The 18,087-nt window shown below is 68.6% G+C and carries 13 protein-coding genes; 9 read left to right on the top strand and 4 right to left on the bottom strand.

Annotated features, from left to right (window positions below):
- Positions 1-36 precede the first annotated feature (36 nt).
- The 4 genes from VHP37_29175 to VHP37_29190 all read right to left on the bottom strand — a co-directional run bounded on the left by VHP37_29175 (position 37) and on the right by VHP37_29190 (position 4,949).
- Positions 37-1,626: a gamma-glutamyltransferase family protein gene (locus tag VHP37_29175; protein ID HEX2830445.1), complete on the bottom strand. Its 1,590-nt coding sequence runs from the start codon at positions 1,624-1,626 to the stop codon at positions 37-39.
- Positions 1,627-1,845: 219 nt separating this feature from the next.
- Positions 1,846-2,808, bottom strand: coding sequence for a tripartite tricarboxylate transporter substrate binding protein (locus VHP37_29180; GenBank protein HEX2830446.1), 963 nt, complete (start codon positions 2,806-2,808; stop codon positions 1,846-1,848).
- Positions 2,809-2,933: 125 nt separating this feature from the next.
- Complete coding sequence (locus tag VHP37_29185) at positions 2,934-3,899, bottom strand: tripartite tricarboxylate transporter substrate binding protein (protein ID HEX2830447.1); 966 nt, start codon at positions 3,897-3,899, stop codon at positions 2,934-2,936.
- A 75-nt stretch (positions 3,900-3,974) separates the two neighbouring features.
- A complete protein-coding gene (locus tag VHP37_29190) occupies positions 3,975-4,949 on the bottom strand; it encodes a tripartite tricarboxylate transporter substrate binding protein (protein HEX2830448.1) in 975 nt (324 codons plus the stop codon).
- A 66-nt stretch (positions 4,950-5,015) separates the two neighbouring features.
- Between VHP37_29190 and VHP37_29195 the strand changes: the two genes are divergently transcribed.
- The 9 genes from VHP37_29195 (at position 5,016) to VHP37_29235 (ending at position 17,880) form a co-directional block, all read left to right on the top strand.
- Positions 5,016-6,737: a gamma-glutamyltransferase family protein gene (locus VHP37_29195; GenBank protein ID HEX2830449.1), complete on the top strand. Its 1,722-nt coding sequence runs from the start codon at positions 5,016-5,018 to the stop codon at positions 6,735-6,737.
- Positions 6,738-6,874: 137 nt separating this feature from the next.
- Positions 6,875-7,834, top strand: coding sequence for a tripartite tricarboxylate transporter substrate binding protein (locus VHP37_29200; GenBank protein ID HEX2830450.1), 960 nt, complete (start codon positions 6,875-6,877; stop codon positions 7,832-7,834).
- A 98-nt stretch (positions 7,835-7,932) separates the two neighbouring features.
- Positions 7,933-8,871 carry a tripartite tricarboxylate transporter substrate binding protein gene (locus VHP37_29205; protein HEX2830451.1) on the top strand — a complete coding sequence of 313 codons (939 nt, stop codon included), beginning with the start codon at positions 7,933-7,935 and terminating at the stop codon, positions 8,869-8,871.
- A 105-nt stretch (positions 8,872-8,976) separates the two neighbouring features.
- Positions 8,977-10,005, top strand: coding sequence for a hypothetical protein (locus tag VHP37_29210; protein HEX2830452.1), 1,029 nt, complete (start codon positions 8,977-8,979; stop codon positions 10,003-10,005).
- 579 nt (positions 10,006-10,584) lie between these two features.
- The gene (locus VHP37_29215; protein HEX2830453.1) at positions 10,585-13,065 is read left to right on the top strand and encodes a heavy metal translocating P-type ATPase; all 2,481 of its coding nucleotides are present in this window, start codon (positions 10,585-10,587) and stop codon (positions 13,063-13,065) included.
- 2 nt (positions 13,066-13,067) lie between these two features.
- Positions 13,068-13,208, top strand: coding sequence for a cbb3-type cytochrome oxidase assembly protein CcoS (ccoS, locus tag VHP37_29220; protein HEX2830454.1), 141 nt, complete (start codon positions 13,068-13,070; stop codon positions 13,206-13,208).
- 39 nt (positions 13,209-13,247) lie between these two features.
- On the top strand, positions 13,248-15,995 hold the full coding sequence (locus VHP37_29225) for a GNAT family N-acetyltransferase (protein HEX2830455.1): 2,748 nt from the start codon (positions 13,248-13,250) through the stop codon (positions 15,993-15,995).
- Between the two features lie 68 nt (positions 15,996-16,063).
- Positions 16,064-17,251, top strand: a complete 1,188-nt coding sequence (locus tag VHP37_29230) for a PAS domain-containing sensor histidine kinase (GenBank protein HEX2830456.1) — start codon at positions 16,064-16,066, stop codon at positions 17,249-17,251.
- The gene (locus VHP37_29235; protein ID HEX2830457.1) at positions 17,248-17,880 is read left to right on the top strand and encodes a response regulator transcription factor; all 633 of its coding nucleotides are present in this window, start codon (positions 17,248-17,250) and stop codon (positions 17,878-17,880) included. Before VHP37_29230 ends, VHP37_29235 begins: the two co-directional genes overlap by 4 nt.
- Positions 17,881-18,087: the final 207 nt, after the last annotated feature.

Raw genomic sequence — 18,087 nt, forward strand, 5'->3', positions numbered from 1 at the left:
GCGTTAGCGCCGAGCGGCGCGTAACGCACCGCGCCGTCAGTAGCCGACGGCCTGGCCGTCGGTCCGCTTTTCGGACGCTGCGCAGTACCCGTCTTCCAGCTTGTAAATGAGCTGCGCCCGCCCGAAGTCGGTCGACCAGCGGTCTGCCACGGTCATGTCGTGGCCGCGCGCGCGCAACGTGTCGATGACGTCCGCCGGGATGTTGTGCTCCATCCCGACCTTCAGCCCCGTATCGACCCGCCAGCGCGGCGCATCGGACGACGCCTGCGGGTTCTGGTGGTAGTCGACCAGCCGCGACATCATCTGCATGTGTCCCTGCGCCTGCATCGATCCGCCCATCACGCCGAAGCTCATCAGGGGCTGCCCGTTCTTCGTGACGAAGCCGGGGATGATCGTGTGGAAGGGTCGCTTGCGCGGCGCGACGACGTTGGCGTGATCCGGCCGCGTCTTGAAGCCCGAGCCGCGATTCTGCAGGCTGATGCCCGTGCCGGGCACGACCACGCCCGAGCCGAAGCCCGAGAAGTTCGACTGGATGAACGAGACCATCATGCCCGATTCGTCGGCGGCGGTCAGATAGACCGTGCCGCCTTTCGAAGGCTTGCCGTACTGCGGGTCCTTGGCCGTGCGCATGTCGATGAGCTTCGCGCGCTCCTTGAGATACGCCTTGTCCAGCATCTCGGAGGGCTTGACGCGCATCGTGGCCGGATCGGAGACGTACTCGTAAATGTCGGCGAACGCGAGCTTCATCGCTTCGATGCCCAGATGCAGGCTGTCGGCCGAATCCACCGGCAGCGAAGCGACGTCGAAGTTCTCCATGATGCCCAGGCCGATCAGCGCCGCGATGCCCTGGCCGTTGGGCGGGATCTCGTGCAGCGTGTAGCCGCGGTAGTCGATGCCGATCGGCTCGACCCAGTCGTTGTGATGCGCGGCGAGATCGTCCATCGTGAGCACCGCCCCGTGCTGCTTGGCGAATGCCGCGATCTTCTCTGCGAGCTCGCCTTTGTAGAAAGCGTCGCCTTTGGTCTCGGCGATGCGCTGCAGCGTCTTCGCCTGTGCGGGGAACGAGAACTTCTCGCCGGGCCCGGGCGCGCGCCCGCGCGGCATGAACGCGTCGGCGAAACCGGGCTGGCTGTGAAGCTCCGCGGCGCCCGCGGCCCACTGGCGCGCGATGGTCGGCGTCACCATGTAGCCGTCGGCGGCGTACTTGATCGCGGGCTCGAAGAGATCGGCGAACGGAAGCTTTCCGAACTTCTCCGACAGGTCGCGCCACGCCATTACCGCGCCGGGCACCGTCACCGATTCCCATCCGCGCTGCGGCATCGCGGGCTGTCCCTGGAAGCGGTCGAGTGACCAGCCCGCGGGCGAGCGTCCGGATGCGTTGAGGCCGTGCAGCTTCTTGCCGTCCCACAGTATGCAGAACGCATCGCTGCCGATGCCGTTGCTCACCGGCTCGAGCACGGTGAGCGCGATCGCGGTGGCGAGCACCGCGTCGACCGCGTTGCCGCCTTTGAGCATCATGCGCAATCCCGCCTGCGCGGCGAGCGGCTGCGAAGTCGAGACCGCGTTGCGCGCGAGCAGGGGCATGCGCTGCGAGGTATAAGGGAACTGCCACTCGAATGGTTTCATGGTCGGAAGGGGAGGGTATCTCTCGGGAGGCGCCGATTATACAACCCGGATTCCTGCATACCCCATGCCGCAAGCGCGCCGTAATGCGGCGGCTCTGGACCTACGCTATTGCGAAACGGTGAGGATGGCAGCGAGCGGAAGGAAAGGAGGTCTCGGAGGGAAACCTTGGTTTCCCTCCGAGGCGTTCACCGCGCGATCCTCAGTAAGCCGCGTAGCGGCTTACTGAGGATCAATGCGGGCGTCGCGCGCCACCTTCTTCCACTTGTCGATCTCGCTGCGGATCGACTGCGCGTGCTCTTCGGTGGTGCTGCCGAGCGGCTCGGCGCCGGCGGCAATGAGCGCCTTGCTGTTCTCCGGATCGCGGATCGCGGCCTGGAGCGCGAGATTGAGCTTGTCCGCGATCGGCTTCGGGATGCCGGCGGGTCCGGCGAAGCCGAAGGGGCTGCTGACCACGAAGCCGGGAATGCCCGACTCGATCATCGTCGGGATGTCCTTCGCCATCGCGGCGCGCTTGACGCCCGTCTGCGCGATCATCCTGAGCTTGCCGCTGTGCACGTGCGGCACGAGGAGCGGGATGCTCGCGAACTGAAGCTGGACGTTGCCCGCGACGAGATCGATCACCGCGGGGCCCGCCCCTTTGTAAGGCACGTGGACGAGCTTGATGCCCGCGCTCGAATTGAGCAGCTCGGCCGCCAGGTGTCCGACGGTGCCGCGGCCGGAGGTGGAATAGAAGATCTGACCCGGCCGCGTTTTCGCCAGCGCGACCAGCGCCTTGACGTTCGGCGTCGGCAGCGAAGGGTGGATGACGAGGCCGGTCGGCACGTCGACGATCAGGCCCAGCGCGGTGAAGTCCTTCGCCGTGTCGTACGGCATCTTCCTGATCATCGCCGGATTGATGACGAAGCTCGCAGCCATGATTCCGGTGGTGTAACCGTCGGGGGCCGAGCGCGCGATCGCCTCGCCGCCGACGGTGCCGCCCGCGCCGGGTCGATAATCCATCACGATCGGTTGTCCCAGCGCTTCGCTCATCTTCGGCTGGAGCAGCCTGAAGAAGATGTCGCTGTTCCCGCCAGGGGCGGCGGGATTGACGATGCGGACCGGTTTGACCGGGAAGGTCTGGGCCTGCGCTTCGCCGCCGGCGGCGAAACATGCTGCGACTGCAAGTGCGACTGCCGACTTCACGATCATTCCTCCTCCAAGGTTTGACGCGACGTCATTCCCGCGTAGGCGGGAATCCATTTTGTTTTTGTCTGAAATGGATACCCGACAGTCCCCGCTGCCGCGGGTTCGGGAATGACGGACAGCGGTTACTCAGCTTCGATGTGCGCGTTCCTCGCCACCTTGATCCACTTCGCGATCTCGTTGCGGTTGAACTTGTCGTGCGCTTCGGGCGTGCTCGCGACGACGTCGGCGCCCTGATTGCCGAGGTTGTTCTTCACGCCCGGATCCTGCAGCGCTTTCACCAGCGTGCCGTTGACGCGCTCGACGAGCGGGCGCGGCATGTTCGCGGGACCGAAGAGCGCGAAGCCGCTCGCGACGACGAAGCCTTTCACGCCCTGCTCGACGGCGGTCGGGACGTCCTTGGCCGCGGCCGAGCGCGTCTCGCCGGTCTGCGCGATCATGCGCAGCCGTCCGCTGCGCGTGTGCTGGAGCGCCGCCGGCATGCTCGAGAACTGGAAGTGGATCTGGCCCGACACCACGTCGGTCAGCGCGAGGCCGGCGCTCTTGTAATGGATCGGCGTGAGCTTCATCTTGGTGAGCGACACCAGCAGCTCCGCCGCGAGATGGCCGACCGTGCCGCGGCCGGCGGTGGAGTAGTTGAGACCGTCGGGCGTCGATCTCGCGACCGCGATGAGCTCCTTCATGTTCTTCGCGGGGATCGACGGATGGATGACGAGCGCCGTCGGCACGTCGGCGATGATCCCGAGCGGCGTGAAGTCCTTCACCGAGTCGTACGGGAGCTTCTTGATCATCGCCGGGTTGATCGTGTGTCCCGCCGACACCATCAGCAGCGTGTAGCCGTCCGGCGCGGCGCGCGCAGCGACTTCGGTGCCGATGCTGCCGCCGGCGCCGCCGCGGTTGTCGACGATCACCTGCTGGCCGAGCACCTCGCCCCACTTGGGCGTGAACGCGCGGGCGATGATGTCGGTGTTACCGCCGGGCGCGAACGGCACGATCATCCGCACGGGTTTGGTCGGATATTGCTGAGCGGACGCCGATGCGGCGACGAAAACGGACAGCGCAAACGCTGCGCGGTGGAGCTTGCACTTCATGCGGGAGATCTCCTCGGTTCGAATCGGCGCGTCGTGAGGCGCGCCTTGCGAGCGGCATCATAACCGCGCCGCGTGCTATTTCGCCAGACCGAGATCCGACAGCACCGAGCGGAACACGGCGTACTGCGCGTCGAAGTATGCAGCGAGCTCCCGACTCTTCATGAAGTGCGCGACGCCGCCGGTGCGCTCGATCTCGCGCTGCCATTCCGGGGTGGCGACCACCTGCTCGAACACGCGTTCCCAGTAAGCCGTCTGCTGCGGCGTCCAGCCGCGCGCGCCGATCACCGGCCGCCAGTTCGCGACCACGGCGTCGACACCCTGTTCGCGCCACGTCGGCACGACCGCGAGCGCACCGCCGAGGCGTTGCGGTGCGGAAACGGCGATCGCGCGCAGCTTGCCGCTCTGCACGTGCGGGATGAGGTTGGCGGACGGCGTCACCACGAGCGCGACGTGCCCGCCGAGCAGCGCGGTCATCGATTCGCCGCCGGAGGAGAAGATCACGACCTTGAGCTTTTTCACATCGGCGCCGGCGGCCTTGGCGACGATGCCGGCCGCGATATGGTTGGTGTTGCCTGCGCTGGTCGCGATCCCGATGGGAAGCTCTGCCGCGCGCGTGCGCAGCGCCTCGATCAGGGCCTTGCCATCGCGGATCGGCGAATCGGCAGGGACCGCGAAACCGAGATATTCGTCGTACAGCATCGCCACCGGCGTGAAATCGCGATGGCCAAGCACAGTTTTCCCGGTGATGTGATTGGTGAGGAGCGAAGTCGCGGTGATCTCGTAATAGTGCGCGTCGCCCGGATGTGAATTGAGATACGCCTGCACGATCGTGCTGCCGCCGCCGGGCTTGTTGACGACGTTGACCGGCGTCGGCACGACACGCCGGTCCTGCATGATCTTCTGGATCGTCCGCGCGGTGCGGTCGATGCCGCCGCCGGGCGAGACGCCGACCAGCATCTCGACCGGCTTCGTCGGCGCCCACTGTGCGTGAGCGGCGAATGCCGCGGTGCAGAGCAGCAGCGCGGCGGCAAAACCTTTGGTCAAAGACATTCGAGCAGCCCCAGGTTGAATGGGGATAGAATTTACACTCACCTCGACCTTCCGGAAGTCACTCCTATGGCATCCAAGCGCATGACCATCATGGGGACGCGTCACGTCGTCTCCGCGGGCCACTATCTCGCCGCGCACGCGGGTTTCAAGATCCTCGAAGCGGGCGGCAACGCGATCGACGCCGGCGTCGCCGCCGGCATCGCCATCGACGTGCTGCAGACCGACAAGGTCAACTTCGGCGGCGTCGCGCCGCAGATCATCTACACCGCCAAAGACCGCAAGGTGAGCTGTATCGACGGTCTGGGCGTCTGGCCCAAGGCGATCACGCCCGATTATTTCGCGAAGCGCCACGGCGGCAAGATCCCGCCCGGCGTGGAGCGCGCGGTGGTTCCCGCCGCGCCTGACGCGTGGCTCACGTCGCTGGCCAACTTCGGCACGATGAGCTTCTCCGACGTCGCGGCTGCGGCCATCCGCTTCGCGCGCGACGGCTTCCCGATGCACGGGCTCATGTCGGAGTTCATCACCGACAACCTGTCCTCGTACCAGCGCTGGCCGTCGAGCCGCAAGGTGTTCCTGCCGAAAGGCCGTCCGCCGCTGGAAGGCGAGATCTTCGTGCAGAGCGATCTCGCGAAGACGCTCCAGTACATGGCCGACGTGGAGCGGAAAGTCGCGCGCAAGAAAGGCCGCAAGGCGGGCATCAAGGCCGCGCGCGACGCGTTCTACAAAGGCGACATCGCGCGCGAGGTGACGCGCTGGATCGAGAAAGAAGGCGGTCCGATGCGCTACGAGGACTTCGCCGGGTTCAAGGTCAACTTCGAGCCGACGGTGCGCACCAAATTCCAGGGCATCGAGCTGCACGCCTGCGGCCCGTGGTCGCAGGGCCCGGTGATGCCGATGGCCCTCAACATCCTCAAGAGCTTCGACCTGAAGGCGATGGGCCACAACTCGGCCGAGTACATCCACGTCGTCAACGAAGCGCTCAAGCTCGCGTTCTCCGACCGCCACAACTGGTTCGGCGATCCGAAGTTCGTGAAGGTGCCGATCAACGGCCTGATGAGCGACAAGTACGCGCAATGGCGCCGCGGCCTCATCAGCGTGGAAAAAGCGTTCGCCGAGATGCCTCCGGCCGGCGATCCGAAGACGCTGAAAGAGATCGCCAATCGCTGGATGCCCGAGCCGCAGTCCGAGGAGGCGCCCGGACCGGGCGACACCTCGTACCTCTGCGTCATCGACAAGGACGGCAATGCGTTCTCGTGCACGCCGAGCGACGGCTCGAACAACGCGCCGATCGTTCCGGGCGTGGGCATCGTGTGCTCGGGCCGCGGCACGCAGTCGTGGGGCGATCCCACGCATCCTTCGTCGGTCGCGCCGGGCAAGCGTCCGCGTCTCACGCCCAGTCCCGCGCTCGGGCTCAAGAACGGCAAGGCGTTCATGCCGTTCGGCACGCCGGGCGGCGACGTGCAGCCGCAGGCGATGCTGCAGGTGTTCCTGAACGTCAACGTCTTCGGCATGGACGCGCAGGCCGCGATCGACGCGCCGCGCTTCGCGAACTACACCTACCCGGGTTCGTTCGAGCCGCATCCGTACTATCCGGGGCGCCTGTACATCGAATCGCGCGTCGACAAAGCCACGCGCGACCAGCTTTCCGATCTCGGGCACAAGGTGTACGAATGGCCCGAGCAGACGTGGCTCGCCGGCGCGGTGTGCACCATCGTGGCCGATCACAAGAACGGCGTGCTGCACGGCGGTGCGGACACGCGGCGTCCGGCGTACGTGCTGGGCTGGTAGCTAGATTCCGTGCGCCACGGGATCGCGTCGGCGATCCTGTCGGAGCCGCCTCGCGATGACCGGTGCCGGTCATTGCGAGGAGCGCCAGCGACGAAGCAATCCCGAGGCGCTCGATAAAACAATCTCCCGAGGAGACAATGCGAAGAACAACGATCGCTGTCGCGCTATTCACGCTCGCAACCGCGAGCCATGCGCAGACCTATCCCACCAAACCCATCCGCTGGATCGTCGGCTATACCCCCGGCGGCACCGCGGACATGCTCGCGCGCGCCGTGGGGCAGAAGCTGACCGAAGCCTGGGGACAGCAGGTGGTCGTCGAGAACCGTCCCGGCGCGGGCACGAACATCGGCACGGAAGTTGCGGCGAAAGCCGCGCCCGACGGTTACACGCTCTTCATGCCGACCGTCGCGAACGCCATCAATCCCACCTTGTATCCCAAGCTCAACTTCGACATCCTGCGCGACTTCGTGCACATCACGAACTTCGCCAAGGTGCCGGGCATCGTCGTCGTGCATCCGTCGGTGCCGGCGAAGAACGTGAAGGAGCTGATCGCGCTCGCGCGGGCGAACCCGAACGCGCTGCGCCACGGCTCGACCGGCATCGGCAGCCCGCACCATCTCGCCGGCGAGATCTTCAAGTCGATGTCGGGCGTGAAGATGGTGCACGTGCCCTATCGCGGCGCGTCGCCGGCGCTCGTCGACATCGTCGCGGGCCACATCGAGGTCTATTTCGGCGCCATGGTGTCGACGCTGCCGCACGTGAAGAGCGGGCGCGTGCGCGCGCTCGGCGTGACGACGTTGAAGCGCGTCGCGGCGGTGCCCGACATCCCGACGATCAGCGAGCAGGGCCTCAAAGGCTTCGAGACCGGCTCATGGTTCGGCGTCTCGGTGCCGACCGGCACGTCGAAAGAGATCGTGAACCGGCTGCACAAGGAATCGGTGCGCATCCTCGCGCTGCCCGAAGTGCGCGACCGCATGATCGCCGAAGGCGCCGAGTTCGTCGGCGACACGCCCGAGCAGTTCACGGCGTTCCTCAAGGGCGAGATCGAGAAGTGGGGCAAGGCGGTGAAAGCGTCGGGCGCGAGATCCGAAGGCTAGTGATGAAGTGATGAGGTGATGAAGTGATGAGATCGTCATTCCCCCGCAGAGCTTGTCCCCGAGGTATTCGTCGGGGGCGGGAATCCATTTTGACTTTGGTGTGCGCCGCGCTTCTCTTCGGAAGCGCAGCGGGCTACGCTCAAACCTATCCCGACCGCCCGGTGCGCATGGTCGTCGGCTTTCCGCCCGGCGGCGCGGCGGACATCCTCGGGCGCATCGCCGCGCACGAGCTTTCTGCACGCATCGGCCAGCAGGTCGTCGTCGACAACCGCGGCGGCGCGGGCGGCCTCATCGCCACCGAGATCACCGCGCGCGCGACGCCCGACGGCTACACGCTGCTCTTCACGTCGATACCGCACGTCATCAATCCGCACCTCTACCGTAAGGTGACCTACGACGCGCTGAAAGACTTCATCCCGGTGATCCAGTTCGTGGCGGTGCCCCTCATGATGGCGGCCACCCCGTCTCTGCCGGCGAAGAGCGTGAAGGAGGTGATCGCGCTCGCCAAGGCGAAGCCGGGACAGCTCAACTACGGCTCGGGCGGCAGCGGCTCGTCGAGCCATCTCGCGTTCGAGCTGTTCAAGTCGATGGCGGGCATCGACATCTCGCACGTGCCGTACAAGGGCACCGGCCCGCTCATCACCGACATGCTCGGCGGCCAGATCGCGCTGACGATCGCGAGCGCGGTGCCGCTGTCCGCACAGGTGCGCTCGGGCAAGCTGCGCCCGCTCGGCGTGACCGGACCGAAGCGCTCTCCCGCGTTTCCCGACGTGCCCGCGATCGCCGAAACGGTGCCCGGCTACGAAGTCGTGAACTGGTTCGGCATCGTCGCGCCGGCCGGGACGCCGAAAGCGATCGTTCAGCGCGTCAACGCCGAGCTCAACAAGGCGCTGCAGTCGCCCGACCTGGTGAAGACGCTCGGCGCGCAGACCGCGGAAGCGGTCGGCGGCACGCCCGAAGCCTTCGACAAGGTGATACGCGCCGATTACGCGAAGTGGGCGAAAGTCGTCAAGGCGTCCGGCGCCAAGGTGGACTGACGTCCACCTTGGCACGTGTGCCGGTGAGCGCCAAGGAGGGAAACCAAGGTTTCCCTCCTTCGACCTCCTTTCCTTTTTCAAGCAATTCCCTCGTTATTCCGCTCGATGATATTGCCCGATCCGCGCCGTTACGGCGCCGGCGATCCTGACGATCCGCTGCTGAAATCCGCCGCGGCGGGCGACCACCGCGCGCTCGTCGACGCGCTGCGCGAGCTCGCGGCGAACCGCAAGGACGCGACGATTCATGCCGCGCTCGGGGCCGCGCCGTCCCAGCCGGTCTACGCAGCGCTGTGGAGCGCCCTGGCCGCAGCGGTCGAGCAGCCCGCGCCGGGCGAAGCGGTGGCGGCGCAGCTCTTCGCGATGCCGTGGGTGATCGTCGCCGCCGGCAGCGCCCCGGCGAAAGTGGACTGCGTCCTGCCCGACGTCGGTGCGCTCGCCAAAGTCTTCGAAGAGCACCGCGTGTTCGGCGCGAGCCGCACGCTCGGTCTTTCCAATGCGCTGTGCGCGGTGGAAGCGCTGGAGACGCTCGCGCCCGGCGCGCTCCTCGCGGCGCGCGAAGGCGCGACGCTGCGCGACGCGCCGCCGGCGCCCTTTACCGTGCTGCGCGGCATCGAGGAAGTGCACCTGCGTTTCCTGCTCGGCGCGGCGGTCGCGCCGTCCCACGCGCCCGGCGTGGCCGAGACCGGCTCGAACGTCGCGGCCTGGGGCACGCCCGCGCTGAAGGCGATGGCCGCCCAGCTCGCGACGCCCGGGGTCCAGCTCCTGCCGATGCCGCGTCCGCCTGCCGGCCTCTACACCGCGGCCTTCATGGGCCGCCGGGCCGCGCTCGAAGCCGCTTTCAACCTGTTCATGAGCAATTCGGTGCGCCGCATCCGCATGGCGGTAGGCGACCCGAACGTGACGATCTCGGCGCACGAGAGCGGCGAGATCCGGATCGTGCTCTGGACGCCGCTGGACGACGCGATGGTCGAAGGCTTCGGCTGGACGCTGCATCCGGCCGACGACCTTGTCGAGGTGGAAAATGCGATCCGCGGGATGATCGCCGACTGCCGCCTGCCGGAGCCGGCGGTCCATCCGGCGGTGCTGCCCGACCGCACCTCGACCGGCGCGGTTCTCTTCAGGACGGGCGGCTAAAACGACACCGCCCGCGCGAATCCTGCGCGGGCGGACGGTTCGAGGAGGTGCGGATCAGCCCCGTGCGGCGCGCGGCGCGCGGCGAGTCGGGGTGGGCGCCGGCTCGGGAGCCGGTGCGGGGGCCATGATCGGCGCGGGCGCCGGGGCGGCGATCGGCGCAGGGGCCGGGGCCGGCGTCACGGCCGCGACAGGAACGGGCTTCGGCTTCGCCGGCACGTTGTAGGTGGCGCTCCACGGATGTCCGGTGTGCAGCGTGTAGACGATGCCCCCGGCGCCCGCGCCCGAGGTGGCGCCGGACGGCGCGGGTGCCGCGGTCGACGCTGCGCTGCTGCTGGCGCTCGGCGAGGGGCTCACGCTCGTATCCTGGGCCGGGGTCTGGCTCGCACAGCCGGAAGTGAGGGCTACCACAGCCGCCGCAGCGGCCAACCACCAACTTTTCATCACACACCTCTCCTCAAAGGGTAATCGAACGGCCGCGGCGCGGTCGGCGCGTGCCACACGGCTTTAGCAATTGATACGCCTGCGCTTCCGGTTGACCTATGTCAAAAACGTAAAGCCGCCGGACCGTAGTATCGCCTCGTGCAAAAGTCCACCTGCTTTCACTGCGCGCTGCCCCTCGACGGAGCGGCTTTCCCGGTCACCGTCGGCGGCGAGACGCGCACGACGTGCTGCGCCGGCTGCCAGGCGGTCGCGCAGACCATCGTCGACAACGGGCTGGCGGACTACTACCGGAACCGCACCGCCGCGCCGCCGCGGACCGAGAATCCGCGCCGGACGCTGGCAACACTCGAACTATACGACGTTCCGGACGTGCAGCGGAGCTTTGTACGCGTCGCCCATGACGATGTCAAGGAAGCGTCGCTCCTCCTCGACGGCCTCACCTGCGCCGCCTGCGCATGGCTGATCGAGCGGCGCCTGGCGAAGGTCCATGGCGTGGTCAGCGTCGCGATCAACTACGCCGCGCGCCGGGCGCGCGTCGCTTACGACGGCCGGACCACGCTCTCCGCCATCCTGCGGGCGATCGCCGGGCTCGGCTACGGCGTGCAGCCGTACGACGCCGCCCGCTCCGAGGAAGCGCTGCACCGCGAGCGCCGCACCATGCTGCGCCGGCTCTTCGTCGCCGGTTTCGGGATGATGCAGGTGATGATGTACGCGGTGCCGGTCTACGTCGCCGACGGGGCGATGACGCCGGACATCGAGCAGCTCATGCGGCTCGCGAGCCTGGTCCTCACCGCGCCGGTCGCGCTGTGGGCGGCGCTCCCGTTCTACCGCGGCGCGCTGCGCGAATTGCGGGCGAGGCGCATCGGCATGGACCTGGCCGTAGCCGCCGGGATCGCCGTCGCCTTCGCGGTCAGTCTCGCCGCGACGTGGAGGGGCAGCGGCGACGTCTATTTCGATTCGGTGACGATGTTCGTCTTCCTGCTGCTCGGCTCGCGCTATCTCGAGATGAATGCGCGGATCAGGGCCGCGGACGCGCAGGCACGGCTCGCGCGGCTCGCGCCCGCGACGGCCGAAAAGCTGGCGTCGTTTCCCGAGCCCGGCGTGCCGCAGGTCGTCGCGGCGGCCGCGCTGCGTCCCGGCGACGTAGTCGCCGTGAGGCCCGGAGCTTCGATCCCCGCCGACGGTACGGTGCTCGAAGGCGCGAGCGCGGCGGACGAATCGCTGTTCACCGGCGAATCGCGACCCGTCGCGAAGACCGTCGGCAGCCGCGTCACCGGCGGCTCGGTGAACGTGCGCTCGCCGTTGACGATGCGCGTCGACCGCGTCGGCGAGGACAGCGTGCTCGCTGGCATCGTGCGGCTCATGGACCGTGCGCAGACCGAGAAGCCCCCGATCGCGCTTGCCGCGGAACGGGCGGCGCAATGGTTCGTTGCGGCGGTGCTCGCGCTGACGATCGCGTCGGCGATCGCGTGGTATGCCGTCGATCCGTCGCGCGCGCTGTGGATCGCCATCGCGGTGCTGGTCGTGACGTGCCCGTGCGCGCTCTCGCTCGCCACGCCCGCGGTGCTCACCGCGGCCACCGGCGCGCTGTATCGTCAGGGCATGCTCGTGACCCGCGGCCACGCGCTGGAGACGTTGGCCCACGCCACCCACTTCGTATTCGACAAGACCGGCACGCTGACCACGGGGCATCTGTCGCTGATCGGCGTGCTTCCGCTGTCCGACCTCCCGCGCGGACGCTGCCTCGAGATCGCCGCCGCGCTCGAAGCGCAATCCGAGCATCCGCTCGCGCGCGCGATCGCCGCGGCGGCGCCGCACATAAACGGGCATGCGACGGACGTCGAGAATGCGCCCGGCTGCGGCGTGTCCGGTGTCGTCGACGGCGTCGAATGGCGCATCGGCACGCCGGCTTACGTCGCCGCGCTGCACGGCCGGCCGCTGCCCCGCGAGCTCGCGTTCGTGAGCGACGACGTGAGCATGGTCGCGCTCGGCAACGCGCAGGGCTGGGTGTCGCTGCTCACGTTCGACGACGAGCTGCGCGGCGATGCGCGCCGCGTCGTCGCCGAGCTCGCCGCCGGCGGGCGCACCGTGTGCCTGCTGTCGGGCGATCGCGAAAGGCGTGCCCGCCACGTCGCGCGCGAGCTCGGCATACCGGTCGTCCGCGGCGACGCTACGCCGCAGGACAAGCTCGCGTTCGTCGAGCGCCTGCAGGCGCAAGGCGCGATCGTCGCGATGGTCGGCGACGGCGTCAACGACGCGCCGGTGCTCGGACTCGCGCAGGTGTCGGTCGCGATGGGTTGCGGCACCGAGCTCGCGCACGCGAGCGCGGACATGGTGCTGATGCACGAGCGCCTCCAGCCGTTGGCCGACGCGTTCTCGACCGCGCGGCGAGCCTTGCGCATCGTGAGGCAGAACCTCGCGTGGGCGGGCGCTTACAACGCCGTCGCGCTGCCGCTCGCGATCGCCGGCTGCGTGACGCCGCTCGTCGCCGCGATCGGCATGTCCGCTTCCTCGCTCGTGGTGGTGACCAACGCGCTGCGCCTGCTGCGCGTCCGCCGCGTGGATACCGACGGCGCCGCGCCCGTGCCGCGGATCACGCGAGCGGCCGCATCGATCTGACCATGGAAATCCTCTACCTGCTCGTGCCGCTCTCGGTCGTGCTCGTCTTCGCGATCGGCGTCGCGTTCTGGCGCGCGGTCGAAGGCGGCCAGTTCGAAGACCTCGAAGGTCCCGCTCACCGCATCCTCCAGGACGACGACTGATAGCATTGGCGTCTCCTGCGGTGCCGATGCGGTGACGCCATGTCCAGCCACTACCTTTCGAGACTGTTCGAGCCGCGCTCGGTCGCCATCGTCGGCGCGACCGAGCGCGCCGGCGCGGTCGGCCGCGTGCTCGTCGAGAACATGATTGCCGCCGGCTACAAGGGCGAGCTGTACGGCGTCAATCCCGCGCACAAGTCGGTGCTCGGCGTGCCGTGCTATCCGTCGGTGCCCGAGCTGCCCAAGCGGGTCGACCTCGCGGTGGTCGCCACGCGCCCCGAAGCGGTGCCGAACGTGATCGAGGCGTGCGGCCGCGCGGGCACCAAGGCGGCGGTCATCATCACCGCGGGCTTTTCGGAGACGGGCATCGACGGCGCCGAGCGCGAGCGCCGGGTGCTCGCGACGGCGCGCCAGTACGGCGTGCGCCTCGTCGGCCCCAACTGCCTCGGCATCATGCGTCCCGCGATCGGCCTCAACGCCACGTTCGGTCACGGCAACGCGGTGCCGGGATCGCTGGGGCTGGTCTCGCAGTCGGGCGCGATCTGCACGGCCATGCTCGACTGGGCGCGGCCCAACGGCATCGGCTTCTCCAGCGTGGTGTCGCTCGGCGGCTCGGCCGATATCGACTTCGGCGAGATCGTCGACTATCTCGCGTTCGACCCGCAGACCGAGCACGTGCTGCTCTACATCGAAGGCATACGCGACGCGCGCCGCTTCGTGAGCGCGCTGCGCGCGGCCGCCCGCGCCAAGCCGATCGTCGTCATGAAATCCGGGCGTCATCCGACCGGCGTGCGCGCGGCGGTCTCGCACACCGGGGCCATGGTCGGCGCCGACGACGTGTTCGACGCGGCGCTGCGGCGCACCGGGGCGGTGCGCGTGACGAGCCTCGCGTCGGGCGTCGGCGCGGCGCACGCGCTCTCCAAGCGGGTGCGCCCTCGCGGCGAGCGGCTCGCGATCATCACCAACGCCGGCGGACCCGGCGTGCTGGCGGCCGACCGCGCCGCGGACCTCGGTGTGCCGCTCGCCGATCTGTCCGCGGCGACGATCGAAGCGCTGCGTGCGGCGCTGCCGCCGAACTGGTCGCAGGGCAACCCGATCGACGTCATCGGCGACGCCGACGTGGCGCGCTATACCGCGGCGTTGAAAGCGTGCTTCGCCGATCCCGGCATCGACGGCGTGCTCGTCATCCTCACGCCGCAGGCGATGACCGCGCCGACCGACGTTGCCAAAGCGGTCATCGAGTGCTCGCGGCGGTCGGACAAGCCGCTGATCGCATGCTGGATGGGGGAGGAGCAGGTGGTCGAAGGCCGCGCGCTGTTCCAGAAGCGCGGCATACCGGTGTTCCGCACGCCCGAGCCCGCGGTCGAGATGTTCGCCAACGTCTCGGCGTTCTATCGCAACCAGCGCAGCCTGATGCAGACGCCGGGCCCGCTATCCGAGCAGGAGCAGCCCGATTTCGCCGCGGCGAAGCGGATCGTCGACGCCGCGCTCGCGGCGGGCGCGACGGTGCTCTCGGGCGCGCAGTCGAAGGCGCTGCTCGCCGCGTTCCACATTCCCGTCGCACGCGCGGTGCCGGCCCGGAGCGCGGAGGAAGCAGTCGCGGTCGCCGACACGCTCGGCTACCCGGTGGTGATGAAGATCGATTCGCCCGACATCACGCACAAGACCGAGGTCGGCGGCGTGAGGCTCAACCTGTCCGGCGCGGAGGACGTGCGCGCGGCGTTCGCATCGATGACCGAGGGCGTGCGGCAGGTGAGGCCGCAGGCGCGCATTCTCGGCGTGACGCTCGAATCTTTCGTCTCGCGCGCGAACGTGCGCGAGCTGTTCATCGGCGCGATCGCCGATCCGGTGTTCGGTCCCGCGATCACCTTCGGCACCGGCGGGACAGCGGTGGAGATCCACGCCGATCGCGCGGTGGGTCTGCCGCCGCTCAACGGCTTCCTCATCGACGAGATGATCCGCTCGACGCGCGTGTCGAGGCTCCTCGGCGCGTTCCGCGGCATGCCGCCGGCGAACGTGGAGGCGATCGGCAACGTGCTGCTGCGCGTCTCCGAGATGGTCTGCGAGCTGCCGTGGATACGCGAGCTGGACGTCAACCCGCTCCTCGCCGATGAGCACGGCGTGATCGCCGCGGACGCCCGCGTCGTGGTGGCGCCGCGGCCGGCCTCGAAGCGCCCGTACGATCACATGGCGATACACCCGTATCCCGTGGATCTCGTGTCCGAATGGCGCGCGCGCGACGGCGCCACTGTAACGATACGGCCGATCCGGCCCGAAGACGCGCGGATCGAGTACGAGTTCGTGCACGAGCTCTCGCCGCAGACCAAGTACCTGCGCTTCATGGGTGCGGTCAGGGACCTGTCGCCTTCGATGCTCGCGCGCTTCACACAGGTCGATTACGACCGCGAGATGGCGCTGATCGGCGTGGTATCGCAGGACGACCGCGACGGAAGAGATGGCGCGCAAGAAGCCGCGCGCGACGGAAAGGATGGCGCGCAAGAAGCCGCGCGCGAGAAGCAGATCGCCGTCGCGCGCTACGTCATCAATCCCGACGGGACGTCGTGCGAGTTCGCGATCGTCGTCGCCGAGAGCTGGCAGGGGCAGGGGCTCGCGCGCCATCTCATGGCGAAGCTCGTCGAGCTCGCGCGCGAACGGGGCTTGCGCGAGATGGTGGGGCTGATCCTCTCCACCAACACGCGCATGCTCGATCTCGCGCGCTCGCTCGGCTTCACGATCGGGGACTGGCCCGACGACCCGGAGCTCGTGCGCGCGCGTCTCGCGCTGTCGTGACCGCTTCCAGGCGAGGCCCCGCGGCTATAATCCGTCGCGTCAGTCCATCGCCTATCCTTCCGCCTTCGATGAAATCGCAACTCGCCAGGAGCCTGCTCGCGTTCGCCGCCGGAGCGGCCCTCGCAGCGCTGGGCGCGGGCGCGCTCACGCGCCGCAATCGCGACCGCGGCCTCCTCGCGCGCCACGCCGCGGACAACGAGCGCAGGGTCAATTCGATCATCGCGTCGGCGATGGATGCGATCATCACCTGCGACGAGGCGCAGCGCATCGTGCTCTTCAATGCCGCCGCCGAGAAGATCTTCAGGTGCAGGGCGGACGAGGCGATCGGCGCGCCGCTCGACATCTTCATACCCGAGCGTTACCGCGCTCAGCACGCTGTGCACGTGCGGCGCTTCGGCGAGGCGGGCGTGACGATGCGCCGCATGGGCGGCGAGCTCGTGCTCGCGGGGATGCGTCGGGACGGCGAGGAGTTTCCGATCGATGCGTCGATCTCGCAGGTCACGGTGTCCGGGCAGAAGTTCTACACGGTCATCCTGCGCGACATCACCGAGCGACAGCGCGCGGCCGATGCGCTCGCGCGCTCGAACGAGGAGCTGCGCGAGATGTACGAATCGATGCACGAGGTGCGCGAAGCGGAGCGCACTCGCATCGCGCGCGAGCTGCACGACGAGCTCGCGCAATGGCTGACGGCGCTGAAGATGGACGTGTCGTGGATCCGCTCGCGGCTGCCGCAGGACGAGACGCAGCTCGTCGGCAAGGCCGACCGCATGAAGGGCGTGGTCGACAGCACGATCGCTGCGATGCGCCGTATCGCGGCCGACTTGCGGCCGGTGATGCTCGACGACCTCGGTCTCATGCCGGCCATCGAGAACCTGCTCAACGATCTCGCCGAGCGCACCGGCATCGAGGTGAGCCTCGAAGGGAGCGCAGCGCTCGAATCGTTGCGCGATCCGCTCGTCACCGCGGTCTATCGCATGATCCAGGAAGCGCTGACGAACGTCGCGCGTCACTCGCACGCGACGCAGGTCGCGGTGACGCTCGACATCGGGGACGGCAGGCTCGGGGTGACGGTGCGCGACAACGGGCGGGGTCTCGACCCCGATCCGGACCGCAAGTCGTTCGGCCTGCTCGGCATCCGCGAGCGCGCGAGGACGCTCGGCGGCGAAGCGCGCATCTACAGCCCGCCCGAGGGGGGCACGGTCGTCGAGATCGCCGTGCCCCTCGCGCGCTACGTGCAGGCGGAGGCGCGCGCGTGATCCGGGTGCTGCTCGCGGACGATCACGCGATCGTGCGCACCGGATTGCGCGAGATCCTCGAATCGACGAGCGACATCGAAGTCGCGGCCGAGGCGGGCAACGGCACCGAGGCGCTCAACGCGGTGCGCGCCCGCGACTTCGACGTCGCGGTGCTCGACCTTTCGATGCCCGGCCGCAGCGGCATCGAGCTCATCAAGCTCGTCAAGGACGAGCGGCCGAAGCTCAGGGTGCTCGTACTGACGATGCACAGCGAGGAGCAGTACGCGGTGCGCGCGCTCCGCGCGGGCGCGTCGGGCTATCTCACCAAGGAGAGCGCCGCCGACGAGCTCGTCGCGGCGGTGCGCCGCATCGCCTCCGGCGGCGCGTACGTGAGCCCCGAAACCGCGCAGCGACTCGTGCTCGATACCTCGGCGCCGGGCGCGCAGCTGCCGCATGCCCGGCTCTCCAACCGAGAATTCGAAGTCTTCCGCATGATCGTCGCCGGCAAGTCGGTGACCGACATCGGCGCGGCGCTCAATCTCTCGGTGAAGACGATCAGCACGCACAAGGCGCGGATTCTCGAGAAGATGGGCTTTGCATCGCAGGCCGAGCTCGTGCGCTACGCGGTGGAGCATCGCCTGCTCGATTGAGCAGGCGATGCTCCCGTAAACGCCTCGGAGGGAAACCCATGGTTTCCCTCCGAGACCTCCTTTCCTTCGGCGCGCTTGGCGCGCGCTCCGCTGCCCAAGGTTCGTAGGGTGCGCGCGAGCGCACCGCGTTGTGGTAACGCTGCGCCCGTGCGGCGTCTTCCGCCGTAGGCGGATTCCTACCCCCGCTTTCCGCGTTTTCCTAGCGCC

This window comes from Burkholderiales bacterium (genome assembly GCA_036262035.1).
Lineage (GTDB): Bacteria > Pseudomonadota > Gammaproteobacteria > Burkholderiales > SG8-41 > JAQGMV01.

What these genes read in the sequence shown, in the direction of transcription:
- VHP37_29175 (HEX2830445.1), bottom strand. Translation starts at nt 1,626, where the DNA reads ATGAAACCATTCGAGTGGCAGTTCCCTTATACCTCGCAGCGCATGCCC.
- VHP37_29185 (HEX2830447.1), bottom strand. Translation starts at nt 3,899, where the DNA reads ATGAAGTGCAAGCTCCACCGCGCAGCGTTTGCGCTGTCCGTTTTCGTC.
- VHP37_29190 (HEX2830448.1), bottom strand. Translation starts at nt 4,949, where the DNA reads ATGTCTTTGACCAAAGGTTTTGCCGCCGCGCTGCTGCTCTGCACCGCG.
- VHP37_29195 (HEX2830449.1), top strand. Translation starts at nt 5,016, where the DNA reads ATGGCATCCAAGCGCATGACCATCATGGGGACGCGTCACGTCGTCTCC.
- VHP37_29200 (HEX2830450.1), top strand. Translation starts at nt 6,875, where the DNA reads ATGCGAAGAACAACGATCGCTGTCGCGCTATTCACGCTCGCAACCGCG.
- VHP37_29210 (HEX2830452.1), top strand. Translation starts at nt 8,977, where the DNA reads ATGATATTGCCCGATCCGCGCCGTTACGGCGCCGGCGATCCTGACGAT.
- ccoS (HEX2830454.1), top strand. Translation starts at nt 13,068, where the DNA reads ATGGAAATCCTCTACCTGCTCGTGCCGCTCTCGGTCGTGCTCGTCTTC.
- VHP37_29225 (HEX2830455.1), top strand. Translation starts at nt 13,248, where the DNA reads ATGTCCAGCCACTACCTTTCGAGACTGTTCGAGCCGCGCTCGGTCGCC.
- VHP37_29230 (HEX2830456.1), top strand. Translation starts at nt 16,064, where the DNA reads ATGAAATCGCAACTCGCCAGGAGCCTGCTCGCGTTCGCCGCCGGAGCG.